Origin of the sequence: Nocardioides dubius (assembly GCF_039528155.1) — a bacterium.
GTDB lineage: Bacteria > Actinomycetota > Actinomycetes > Propionibacteriales > Nocardioidaceae > Nocardioides > Nocardioides dubius.
In genome coordinates, this window is the sequence record NZ_BAAALG010000004.1 from 20,599 (window position 1) to 31,776 (window position 11,178).

The window sequence follows — 11,178 nt, forward strand, 5'->3', positions numbered from 1 at the left end:
TCGCCGCTGCGGCGCCGCCGCTGGCCGGATGGGCGAGCCTGACGCTCTGGCTGGACCTGCCCGCCGACGCCCGCAAGGAGCGCGCACTGGCCCGTGACGGCGCGACCTTCGCCGCACGGTGGGACGACTGGGCAGCACAGGAGCAGGAACTGCTCGCGGGCTATCCGCAGCCGCGGGCCGACGTGGTGGTGACGCTCGACGGCGCCGACCTCAGCTGAGGTGGCTGCGGATCTCGCGGACGGCGGCGATCGCGCGGTCGCCGTCGGTGGCCTGCAGGGCGATCACCGGCCTGGTGGTGCCGTCGGAGAGATCGAGCACCGCCCACGGCGCGCCGCGCAGCAGCTTGATCGAGACGATCTGCGCCCATTCGTACTCGTAGACCTTGTAGCCGTTGACGACGACCAGGCCCTCGTCGCTGGCGGTCACCTTGCACCGCACGATCGAGTACCAGGCCGCAGCGATCAGCAGGCCGACGGTGATCGCGGTCAGCCGCTGGAACAGGTCGAAGTCGGCGCGCACCGAGGCCGGCAGGAGCAGCCACAGCGCCACGAAGCACGCGAGCAGGAAGACACCCCCGGCGATGCCGACCATCCGCACACCCAGCGGTCGCCAGGTGTGCGGCAGCGGAACGCTGCCAGGACGCGGGGCGTCAGAGCCGGCAGGCATGGATGTCGGTGAGCAGGATGCCGCGGGCACCCAGGTCGTAGAGCTCGTCCATCAGGCGCTGCGCCCCGGCGCGCGGGACCATCGCCCGGACCGCGACCCAGCCCTCGCGGTGCAGCTGCGAGACGGTCGGGCTCTCGATGCCCGGCGTGAGCAGCACTGCCGCGGAGACGTGCTCGCTCTTGATGTCGTAGTCCATCATCACGTAGGAGCGCGCCACCAGGACGCCTTCCAGGCGCCGCATGAAGGTCTCGTAGCCGGCAGGCTTGTCGGCGCCGGCGCGGTTGATCAGCACCGCCTCCGACTCCAGGATCACCTCGCCGAAGGTGGCCAGGCCCGCCGCGCGCAGCGTGCTGCCGGTCTCCACGACGTCCGCGATCACGTCGGCCACACCCAGCTGGATGCTGGTCTCGACCGCGCCGTCGAGGCGGGTCACCGTGGCCTCGATGCCGCGGGCGTCGAGGAACTGGCGGACCACTCCCGTGTAGGAGGTGGCGATCCGCAGGCCGGCCAGCTCCTCCAGCGAGGAGTACTTCCCGGCCGGGCCGGCGAAGTGGAAGCGGGAGCGGCCGAAGCCGAGCGACGTGACCTCGTCGGCCTGGGCCCCGGAGTCACGCAGCAGGTCGCGACCGGTGATGCCGACGTCGAGGGTTCCCTCCCCCACGTACAGCGCGATGTCACGCGGACGCAGGTAGAAGAACTCGACACCGTTCTCGGTGTCGGTCAGCGCCAGCTCCTTGGAGTCGCTGCGCTGGCGGTAGCCCGCCTCGCGCAGGATCTCAGAGGCCGCCACCGAGAGCGCGCCCTTGTTCGGGACGGCGATCCGCAACAGCTTGTCGGTGCTCATGAACGGGGTTCCTTCACAGGTGTGCGTAGACGTCGTCGAGGGTCAGACCGGTGGCCAGCATCAGCACCTGGGCGTGGTAGAGCAGCTGGCTGATCTCCTCAGCGGCTGCGTCCTTGCCCTCGTGCTCGGCGGCCATCCAGGACTCCGCGGCCTCCTCGACCAGCTTCTTGCCGATCGCATGGACCCCCGCGTCGAGCTGCGCAACGGTGCCCGAGCCCTCCGGCCGGGTACGCGCCTTCTCGTTGAGTTCGGCCCACAGCTCTTCGAACGTCTTCACGGTGGATTAGCCTACGGCGTCAGCGCGTCGGGACCGGAACCGGTCTCACTTCGCACTTCGGACAGGGCGCTCACTCCACGAAGCCGCGACGCATCTTGCGCAGCGTCATCGCGGTGACCAGGGCGGCGCTGGTCGCCTCCCAGCCCTTGTCCTCGATCGAGTCCGGCAGTCCGGCCCGGTCGAGCGCCTGCTTCTCGTCGTCGCAGGTGAGCAGGCCGAAGCCGATCGGCGTCAGCGAGTCGATCGCAACCCGGTTGAGGCCGTCGGTGGCGGCGTTGCAGACGTAGTCGAAGTGCGGCGTGCCGCCCCGGATCACCACGCCGAGCGCGATCACCGCGTCGTAGGTGGGGGCCAGGTTGGCGGCGACCACCGGCAGCTCGAAGGCACCCGGCACCCGGACGATCACCGGGGCCTCGACCTTGTACGCCTTCAGGCACCGCTCGGCGCCGGCCAGCAGGCCGTCCATCACCTGGGTGTGCCAGCTGGCGGCGATCACCGCGACCCGCAGGTCGTGGCAGTCGATCGGCTTGTCCTCGGGGGCTCCGGCTCCACTCACTGGTCTGCTCCTTCGGTGGTTGCGACGTCGCGGGCGCCCAGGTCGGGCAGGTGGTGGCCCATCCGGTCGCGCTTGGTCATCAGGTAGGCGAGGTTGTGGTCGTTGGGGTGCGGCGTGAGCGGGACCCGCTCGGCCACCGTGACACCGTAGTCCTCGATGCTGGCGACCTTGTCCGGGTTGTTGGTGAGCAGCCGCACCGCGCTGACCTCCAGGTCGCGCAGGATCTGGGTGGCTGCGCCGTAGTGCCGCGCGTCGGCCGGCAGGCCGAGGTCCAGGTTGGCGTCCACGGTGTCGCGCCCGCCGTCCTGGAGCTGGTAGGCCTGCAGCTTGGCGACCAGGCCGATGCCGCGCCCCTCGTGGCCGCGCAGGTAGACGACGACGCCGCGACCGGCCTCGACGATCCGCTCCATCGCCTCCTCCAGCTGCGGGCCGCAGTCGCAGCGGTGGCTGCCGAAGACGTCACCGGTCAGGCACTCCGAGTGCACCCGCACCAGCACAGGCTCGTCGCCGGAGATGTCACCGTGGACCAGCGCGATGTGCTCGCCGTCGTCGGTGGTGATCTTGTAGCCGTAGGCGGTGAAGTCGCCGAACTTGGTGGGCAGCGCGGTCTCGGCGACCCGCTCGATCAGCACCTCGGTACGGCGTCGGTAGCGGACCAGGTCCTCGATCGAGATCATCGCCAGGTCATGCTCGTCGGCGAACTCGCGCAGCTCGGGGGCACGCTTCATGGTGCCGTCGTCGTTGACGATCTCGACCAGCACGCCGGCCGGCGTGAGCCCGGCGAGACGGGCGAGGTCGACCGCGGCCTCGGTGTGACCGCGGCGCACCAGCACGCCGCCCTCGCGGTAGCGCAGCGGGAAGACGTGACCCGGCCGGGTCAGCTCCCACGGCTCGGTAGCGGAGTCCGCCAGCACCCGGGCGGTGTGCGCCCGGTCGGCTGCCGAGATGCCGGTGCTGACGCCGTCGCGGGCGTCCACCGAGATCGTGTAGGCGGTCCGCAGCTTGTCGCGGTTGTGCGGCGTCATCAGCGGGATCTCGAGGCGGTCCAGCATCGGTGCCGGCATCGGCACGCAGATCACGCCGCTGGAGTGCCGGATGGTGAAGGCCATCAGCTCCGGCGTCGCCTTGGCGGCGGCGAAGATGATGTCGCCCTCGTTCTCGCGTCCCTCGTCGTCGACGACGACGACGGCCTTGCCCGCAGCGATGTCGGCGATGGCGCGCTCGACCGAGTCAAGCCGCACTCCCCCGTGCTGTTCGACGGTGCTCACTTCTGCTCCTCCTGAACGGCCCGATGCGGGGCCACCATTTTCTCCACGTACTTCGCGATCACGTCGACCTCGAGGTTGACCCGCTCACCGGGCTTGCGGAAGCCGAGCGTGGTGCGGGCCAGGGTCTCCGGGATGAGGCTGACGGTGAACGACTCGGGGCCGGCCTCGACGACGGTCAACGACGTGCCGTCGATGGTGATCGAGCCCTTGTCGACCAGGTACCGCGCCAGGTGCGGCGGGATCGCCACCTCGACGACCTCCCAGTGCTCGCTCGGCGAACGACGCACGATGGTGCCGACGCCGTCCACGTGCCCCTGGACGATGTGCCCGCCGAGCCGCTTGTCGGCGCGCATCGCGCGCTCCAGGTTGACCCGGTCGCCGGGCGCGACGCCGGCCAGCGACGTCTTGTCGAGCGTCTCCTGCATGACGTCGGCCGTCCACACGTCGCCGGCGAACTCCGCAACGGTCAGGCAACAGCCGTTGACCGCGATCGAGTCGCCGAGGTGGACGTCCTCGAGCAGCCGCTCGGTGCGGATCGACAACCGCATCGCGTCGCCCTGCGGGGCGATCGCGGCGACGGTGCCGAGCTCTTCGACGATTCCGGTGAACATCTCAGACCTTCCTGGTCAGGGTGAGCCGCACGTTGGCGTCCTCACCGGCTTCGGGGGGCAGCACGGTGACGTCGCTGACCTCGAGGTGAACGGCGTCGGCGATGGTGCCGATTCCCAGGTCGCCGACGACGTTGCGCCCGGCTCCCAACAACATCGGGGCGAGGTAGACGACGATCTCGTCGACCAGGCCGGCGCGCAGGAAGGCCGCGGCCAGCGTGGGCCCGCCCTCCAGGAAGACGTGACGCCGCTCGCGGCGGTGCAGCTCGGCGAGCGCCGCCTGCGGGTCGCGGGTGCGCAGCTGCAGGCTCGGCGCGGCGTCGTCGAAGATCAGGCTGGCGGGGTCGAGGTCGCGCTCGCCCATCACCGCCCGCAGCGGCTGGACCGGCAGCGGACGGTCGTGCTCGTCGCGCACCGTCAGGCGGGGGTCGTCGACGGCGACGGTGTTGGTGCCGACCAGCATGGTGTCGCAGAGTGCGCGCAACCGGTGCGAGTCCAGGCGAGCGGAGCGCGACGAGATCCAGCGGCTGGTGCCGTCGGCCGCGGCGCTGCGACCGTCGAGGGTCGTCGCGAGCTTCCAGGTCACGAAGGGACGCTGGTGGGTCAGCGCGAAGCTCCATACCCGGTTGACCTCGAGCGCCTCGTCGGCGAGCAGGCCGGCCTCCACCTCGACGCCTGCGGCGCGCAGGGTCGCGGCGCCTCCGGCCGCCTCGGCATTGGGGTCGCGCTGGGCAAAGACCACCCGGGCGACACCAGCGCCGATCAGCGCCTGGGCACAGGGGCCGGTGCGCCCGGTGTGGTTGCACGGCTCGAGGGTGACCACCGCAGTGGCTCCGCGGACGTCGATGCCCTGCTCTCGCGCGGCGTTCAACGCGGCGGCCTCGGCGTGCGCGGTGCCGGCACCGCGGTGGAAGCCCTCGGCCAGCGTCGCGCCGTCGGCCGAGAGGATCACGCAACCGACGCGAGGATTGGGGCCGAGCGGGACGCCCGGGGTGCTCGCCAACGCCAGGGCACGGCGCATCGCATCGCGCTCGGCGGGGCTGACAGTCACGGCGGTTCCTCGGGTCCAGGTCGCGGACTCCGGGATGTTGGGCCAGGGCCGTGGGCTCGCACGTCGGTGCGAGGCCACTGCGTGCTGCTTCCCATCCGGACTTTAACCGTCGGTCCAGGAGTTCCACCTGGTCAACCGCTCGCTGGCTGCGATCGGGTCGCGGACTTTAACCGCCGGCTCGGAATTTCACCGACCCCAGAGCACGCGAGTTTTCACTCGTCGAGAGCAATCCTGCCACAGCGCCGTTCGGCACCGATCGTGAGGTGTCTCACTCGCTGGGCACGGACCCCCTGGCCAGCCCGGCGAACTGCGTCCCGGGCGGCTCACCTTCCGCATCTAGCGGGCGCTGGCCGCCTCGGCCTTGGCCTTGAGCTCGGCGACCATCCGGTCGGGGTCGGCAGCGGAGTAGACCGCGGAGCCGGCCACGAAGACGTCGGCCCCCGCCTCGGCGCACCGCTCGATGGTCTCCAGGGAGACGCCGCCGTCCACCTGGAGCCAGGTCTCGACGCCATGCTTGTCCATCAGCGCGCGGGCCCGGCGGATCTTGGGCAGGCACAGGTCCAGGAACTTCTGGCCGCCGAAGCCCGGCTCGACGGTCATGATCAGCAGCATGTCCAACTCGGCGAGCAGGTCCTCGTAGGGCTCGATCGGGGTGGCCGGCTTGAGCGCCATGCTGGCGCGGGCACCCTGAGCGCGGATCTCCCGAGCCAGGCGGACCGGCGCCGCGGCGGCCTCGACATGGAAGGTCACCGAGCCGCAGCCCGCCTCCGCGTAGGCGGGCGCCCACCGGTCCGGGTCCGCGATCATCAGGTGCGCGTCCATCGGCAACGCCGTGCTCTTCGCCAGCGACTCGACGACCGGCAGCCCCAGCGTCAGGTTCGGCACGAAGTGGTTGTCCATGACGTCGACGTGCACCCAGTCGGCACTGCCGATCCGGGCCACCTCCCCCGCCAGGTTCGCCAGGTCGGCGTTGAGGATGCTGGGAGTGATCTGGATGTGGCCCACGGACGTACAGCCTAGTCGCTGGCGGCCGTGGACTCCGTCGGCGTCTCGGCGCCGTCGGCCTCGTCCCGGTCGGCCCACTCCCGCAGCGGGGCGATGTCGAAGACGTGGTCGTCGATGGTCGCGTGCAGGTCACCGATCTCGGCGAACCGCTGCGGCATGGTCAGCACGGTGAAGTCGTCCGGCACGACCTCGGCGACCTCGGCCCAGGTGACCGGCGCCGAGACCCGGCCGTTGGGCACGCCGCGCACCGAATAGGCCGAGGCGATGGTGTGGTCGCGGGCGTTCTGGTTGTAGTCGATGAACAGCTGCGCCGGGTCGCGGTCCTTGCGCCACCAGGCGGTGGTGACCAGCTCGGGCACCCGGCGCTCCACCTCGCGTGCGAAGGCGAGCGCGGCGCGCCGCACCTCCTGATGACCGTGGTCGGGCGCGATCCGCACGTAGACGTGCAGCCCCGAGCCACCGCTCGTCTTCGGGAAGCCCACGGCCCCCAGCTCGTCGAGCACCTCGCGGCTCACCGCCGCGACCTCCTGGACCGTGCGCCAGTCGCAGGCCGGGCCCGGGTCCAGGTCGATCCGCCACTCGTCGGGCTGCTCCACGGCGCCGCGCCGGCTGTTCCACGGGTGGAACTCGACCGTCGACATCTGCACCGCCCAGATCACCGCGCCGAGCTCGGTGACGCACAGCTCGTCGGCGGTGCGGTTCCAGCGGGGGAAGTGCAGCTGGACGGTCTCCACCCAGGGCGGAGCGCCGGCGGGCAGCCGCTTCTGGTGCACCTTGTCGCCGGCCAGCCCCTTGGGGAACCGATGCAGCATGCACGGCCGCTCCCACAGGGCGTTCACGATCCCGGGACCGACCGCGAGGTAGTAGTCGACCAGGTCGTGCTTGGTGAAGCCGAGCTCCGGGAAGTAGACCCGGTCCGGGTTGCTCACCCGGATCACCCGGTCGTCGACCTCTATCTCCACCGCGGGGCTCGCCATGCGCCGAGCCTAGTGGCTCGACACGGGACACGAGCGACTCACGCGGGCTCGGTGCGGCGAAGCAGCGCCAGGAACATCGCGTCGGTGCCGTGCCGGTGCGGCCACAGCTGGATCGTTCCGGGCAGGGGGCCGGCGGCATCGGGGATGCCGGCCAGGGCGCCGGTGCCGCTCAGGTCCTCAAGCACGGCGCCGGGGTGTCGCTCCAAGGCCCCGTTGACGACGTCCGCCGTCTCGGCCAGCACCGGGGAGCAGGTCGCGTAGAGCACCAGGCCACCGGGGCGGACCGACGCCAGCGCGGAGTCGAGCAGGGCGTGCTGCAACGGCACCAGTGCGTCGAGGTCGCTCGGCTGACGGCGCCACCGCGCCTCCGGACGACGACGCAGGGCGCCGAGCCCGGAGCAGGGCGCGTCGACCAGCACCCGGTCGAAGCTGTCCGCCGGCCAGGCCGGCCGGGTGCCGTCGGCGCAGACCACCCCGCGCAACCCGGTGCGCGAGGCTGCGGTCGCCTTCGCGACCAGGCCGGCCCGATGTGGCTGCCGCTCCACGGCGAGCACCCGCGCCCCGCGGCCGCCGGCCAGAGCGGCGAGCAGGGCGGCCTTGCCGCCGGGACCGGCGCACAGGTCGAGCCAGTTCAGGTCGGGGCCGCCCAACACGGCCTGGGCGAGCCCCAGGGCCACCAGCTGGGAGCCCTCGTCCTGGACGCCGGCACGCCCCTCGGCCACCGCGACGACCTCGCCCGGGTTGCCGCCCGGCAGCGCCGCGGCGTACGGCGAGTAGGGCAGCGGCTCCGCGCCGGCTGCGATCAGCTCGTCACGCTCGGCGAGGCCGGGGCGCGCCACCAGGGTGACCCGCGGTGAGAGGTTGTCGGCCGCGAGCAGGTCGTCGAGCTCGTCGCGGGCCGGGCCCAGCGCCTGGGCCAGACGCTCCACCACCCAGGCCGGGTGGGAGTGCGCCACCGAGGCGAAGGTGGCCTCCGTGCTGACCTGGCCGATCCAGGTGTCGAGGTCGTGGGCGGCGACCTTGCGCAGCACGGCGTTCACGAAGCCGGCGGCACCCGCGCCGACCCGGTCGCGGGCCAGGTCCACGGTGGCGCTGATCGCCGCGTGGTCCGGCACCCGCATGGCGAGCAGCTGATGGGTGCCGAGCCGCAGCACGTCGAGCACCTTGGCCTGCACCTTGGCCAGCGGCCTCTCGCTGCAGGCGGCGATGATCGCGTCGTAGGTGCCCTGGCGCCGGATGGTGCCGCTGGCCAGCTCGGTCACGAACCCGGCGTCGCGACCGCTGAGCCCGTGCCGCGCGAGCGTCGCCGGCAGGACCAGGTTGGTGTACGCCTCGTCGGCACGGACCGCGACCAGCACCTCGAGGGCGGCCTGGCGCGGCAGGTCGACGCGGCGGCGCCTGGCCGGTGCCTTGCTGGTGCGCTGGGGACGAGCGGGCATCGTCAGTCGTCGCCGAGCCGGGCGCCGGCCGGGAGCTGCGCGCCGCGGGCCCAGTCGGCGGCGTTCATCTGCTTCTTGCCGAACGCCTTGACCTCACCCAACCGGACCGTGACCGTGCCGGTGCCGACGTGCACGGCCTTCTTGGAGATCCGCAGCTCGCCGGGGGCCAGGGCCTCCTCGTCGGCGTCCACGGTGAGCGGGCCGATCTTGATCCGCTCGCCATCCAGGGTGGACCAGGCGCCGGGGAACGGGGAGCAGGCTCGGATCTGGCGGTCCACGGCCACGGCCGGACCGGTCCAGTCGATCCGGGCGTCGTCAACCAGGATCTTGGGGGCGAAGGAGATGCCGTCGCTCGGCTGGTCGCGGGCGACGAGGGAGCCGTCGGCGATCCCGTCGAGCGTCGCGACCAGCAGCTGCGCGCCGCCGTCGGCGAGCCGGCCGAGCAGGTCGCCGGCGGTGTCGGTGGCCTTGATCCGCTCGGTCATCACGCCGAAGGTCGGGCCGGCGTCGAGCTCCTTGACGATCCGGAAGGTGGTGGCACCGGTGAACTCGTCACCGGCCCAGATCGAGTGCTGGACCGGCGCGGCTCCCCGCCAGGCGGGGAGCAGGGAGAAATGCAGGTTGACCCAGCCGTGCTCGGGGATGTCGAGCGCCGACTGCGGGAGCAGTGCGCCGTAGGCGACCACCGGGCAGCAGTCCGGTGCCAGCTCGCGCAGGGCGGCCTGGAAGTCGGGGTCGCGCGGGTGCTCGGGCTTGAGCACCGGGACGCCGAGCGCCTCGGCGGCCTGGGCCACGGGCGAGGCGACCAGCTTGCGCCCGCGTCCGGCGGGCGCGTCGGGACGGGTGACGACGCCGACCAGCTCGTGGCCGGAGTCGGCGATCGCCTGCAGGGCGGGAAGGGCGACCTCGGGGGTGCCGGCGAAGACGACGCGCATCAGAATCCGAACCCCCGGGTGGCGTGCGGCGAGGTCTTGATCACCGGCTGATCGGTGGCGAACCAGTCGGACTGGCGGATCTCGCGCATTGCTGCCTTCCGTGCCTCGCTGTCGAGGCGGTCGATGAACAGGACCCCGTCGAGGTGGTCCGTCTCGTGCTGGATGGCGCGGGCGAGGAGCTGCGAGCCCTCGATCCGCACCGGTTCTCCGTGCATGTTGAAGCCGGTCGCCACGACCGAGAGCGCACGCTTGCAGTCGTAGGTGAGCTCGGGCAGCGACAGGCAGCCCTCCGGGCCGTCCTGCTCCTCCGCGGAGAGGTCGAGCGAGGGATTGATCAGGTGGCCCACCTCGCCGTCGACGTTCCAGGTGAAGACGCGCAGCCCGACGCCGATCTGCGGCGCCGCCAACCCCGCTCCGGGGGCCTCGAGCATGGTGTCGGTGAGGTCGGTCACCAGCTTGCGCAGTTCCTTGTCGAACGTGGTGACCTCGAGTGCGCGGGTGCGCAGGATCGGGTCACCGAACAGACGGATCGGCTGAATTGCCACTGTTCTCCTCATCTCGGGGCCAGCGGTGAGTCTAGTCGGCGCCCGAGGAGGCCCCCTACAGCTGCACCGGATCGACCTGGACCCGGACCGGGTCGAGCTTGCGGGCCGACCGCAGGCGCTGCATCTCCCCCAACGCACGGCTCAGCGACCCACCGTCGGAGCGGGGCACCCGGAGCACCACCCGCTCGTCCTCGCTGCCCGGCACGGGGACCGGGCCGAGCACGTCGGCGTGCTCGGGCAGGTCCAGCAGGACCATCGCATCCGAGAGCGCGCCGACGGATCCGGTCAGGGTCGCCATCCGGCTGGCCGGGGTCAGGTGGGCCGACTGGCGCTCGGCGAGCTCGCGGGCGGCGAAGCCGGCAGGATCCCAGCGCACCAGGGCCTGGAGCACCGGCTCGGCGGCGTCGCCCATGGCCAGCACGCGCCCGCCCGCGCCGACCAGACCGGCGGCGTTGAGGAAGCGCCGCAGTGCCTCCTCGGGAGCACGGAGATCCGGGCGGCCGATGGCCAGCCAGGTGTCGAGCAGGAGCACCGCCGCGTAGCCGCGCTCCGCCACCGGCTCGGCGCCGGGGGTCGCCACCACGATCGACGGCTCGTCCCGCACCGCGTCGAGGATCCGATCACCCGACGAGCTGCGGACCCGCACCCCGGGGAAGGCACGGCCCAACTCCTCGGCGGTGCGCGCATCGCCGACCACCGGCGTCCGCAGGCCCCGGTGACCGCAGGCCGAGCAGGCCCAATCGGGATGCTGGCGGCCGCACCACGCACAGACCGGCGGCTCCTGGGCGGCACCGAGTCGCAGCGGGCCCTGGCAGTGACCGCAGCGGGCCGGCGTCCGGCACCTCTCGCAGGCGAGGCTGGCGGCATAGCCGGTGCGCGGCGTCTGCACCAGCACCGGGCCGCGCTCCACCGCGGACCGGATCAGGGCGAACGCCTCGGAGGGGATCCGGGCGCTGGCCGCGAACGGGTCGCGCTCCCGGGACTTGTCGGTGGCACCGGCGACGCCG

General features: G+C 72.3%; 12 protein-coding genes, 2 pseudogenes and 1 riboswitch. Of the genes and pseudogenes, 1 reads left to right on the forward strand and 13 read right to left on the reverse strand.

All coding sequences use genetic code 11. The annotated features are described in order from the left end of the window. Positions 1 to 218, forward strand: a pseudogene (locus tag ABD151_RS06280) (hypothetical protein); the annotation flags it as partial. Here ABD151_RS06280 and ABD151_RS06285 read toward each other — a convergent pair. From ABD151_RS06285 to ABD151_RS06345, 13 genes and pseudogenes are all read right to left on the reverse strand, one after another. Then, complete coding sequence (locus ABD151_RS06285) at positions 211 to 666, reverse strand: PH domain-containing protein (protein WP_343992435.1); 456 nt, start codon at positions 664 to 666, stop codon at positions 211 to 213. The pseudogene ABD151_RS06280 and the gene ABD151_RS06285 sit on opposite strands and share 8 nt — an antisense overlap. Continuing rightward, complete coding sequence (gene hisG / locus ABD151_RS06290; protein WP_343992437.1) at positions 650 to 1,510, reverse strand: ATP phosphoribosyltransferase; 861 nt, start codon at positions 1,508 to 1,510, stop codon at positions 650 to 652. The genes ABD151_RS06285 and hisG overlap by 17 nt, the downstream gene beginning before the upstream one ends. Positions 1,511 to 1,523: 13 nt before the next feature. Next, on the reverse strand, positions 1,524 to 1,787 hold the full coding sequence (locus ABD151_RS06295) for a phosphoribosyl-ATP diphosphatase (protein WP_343992439.1): 264 nt from the start codon (positions 1,785 to 1,787) through the stop codon (positions 1,524 to 1,526). A gap of 70 nt (positions 1,788 to 1,857) precedes the next feature. Continuing rightward, positions 1,858 to 2,343 carry a 6,7-dimethyl-8-ribityllumazine synthase gene (gene ribH, locus ABD151_RS06300; RefSeq protein WP_343992441.1) on the reverse strand — a complete coding sequence of 162 codons (486 nt, stop codon included), beginning with the start codon at positions 2,341 to 2,343 and terminating at the stop codon, positions 1,858 to 1,860. Next, complete coding sequence (locus tag ABD151_RS06305; RefSeq protein ID WP_343992443.1) at positions 2,340 to 3,611, reverse strand: bifunctional 3,4-dihydroxy-2-butanone-4-phosphate synthase/GTP cyclohydrolase II; 1,272 nt, start codon at positions 3,609 to 3,611, stop codon at positions 2,340 to 2,342. The genes ribH and ABD151_RS06305 overlap by 4 nt, the downstream gene beginning before the upstream one ends. Then, on the reverse strand, positions 3,608 to 4,222 hold the full coding sequence (locus tag ABD151_RS06310; protein ID WP_343992445.1) for a riboflavin synthase: 615 nt from the start codon (positions 4,220 to 4,222) through the stop codon (positions 3,608 to 3,610). Before ABD151_RS06310 ends, ABD151_RS06305 begins: the two co-directional genes overlap by 4 nt. Before the next feature lies 1 nt (position 4,223). Next, positions 4,224 to 5,240, reverse strand: a complete 1,017-nt coding sequence (gene ribD / locus ABD151_RS06315; protein ID WP_415629886.1) for a bifunctional diaminohydroxyphosphoribosylaminopyrimidine deaminase/5-amino-6-(5-phosphoribosylamino)uracil reductase RibD — start codon at positions 5,238 to 5,240, stop codon at positions 4,224 to 4,226. Positions 5,241 to 5,347: 107 nt separating this feature from the next. Further along, positions 5,348 to 5,478, reverse strand: a riboswitch (FMN riboswitch). A 128-nt stretch (positions 5,479 to 5,606) separates the two neighbouring features. Continuing rightward, positions 5,607 to 6,266: a ribulose-phosphate 3-epimerase gene (gene rpe / locus ABD151_RS06320; protein WP_415629887.1), complete on the reverse strand. Its 660-nt coding sequence runs from the start codon at positions 6,264 to 6,266 to the stop codon at positions 5,607 to 5,609. Between the two features lie 20 nt (positions 6,267 to 6,286). Further along, positions 6,287 to 7,252: a non-homologous end-joining DNA ligase gene (ligD, locus tag ABD151_RS06325; protein WP_343992451.1), complete on the reverse strand. Its 966-nt coding sequence runs from the start codon at positions 7,250 to 7,252 to the stop codon at positions 6,287 to 6,289. A 38-nt stretch (positions 7,253 to 7,290) separates the two neighbouring features. Further along, positions 7,291 to 8,691 carry an RsmB/NOP family class I SAM-dependent RNA methyltransferase gene (locus ABD151_RS06330; protein WP_343992453.1) on the reverse strand — a complete coding sequence of 467 codons (1,401 nt, stop codon included), beginning with the start codon at positions 8,689 to 8,691 and terminating at the stop codon, positions 7,291 to 7,293. A 2-nt stretch (positions 8,692 to 8,693) separates the two neighbouring features. Continuing rightward, complete coding sequence (gene fmt, locus ABD151_RS06335) at positions 8,694 to 9,626, reverse strand: methionyl-tRNA formyltransferase (protein ID WP_343992455.1); 933 nt, start codon at positions 9,624 to 9,626, stop codon at positions 8,694 to 8,696. After that, entirely contained in the window at positions 9,626 to 10,171 is a 546-nt protein-coding gene (gene def, locus ABD151_RS06340; RefSeq protein ID WP_343992457.1) for a peptide deformylase, read from the reverse strand. Before def ends, fmt begins: the two co-directional genes overlap by 1 nt. Positions 10,172 to 10,226: 55 nt before the next feature. Then, positions 10,227 to 11,178, reverse strand: a pseudogene (locus tag ABD151_RS06345) (primosome assembly protein PriA); the annotation flags it as partial.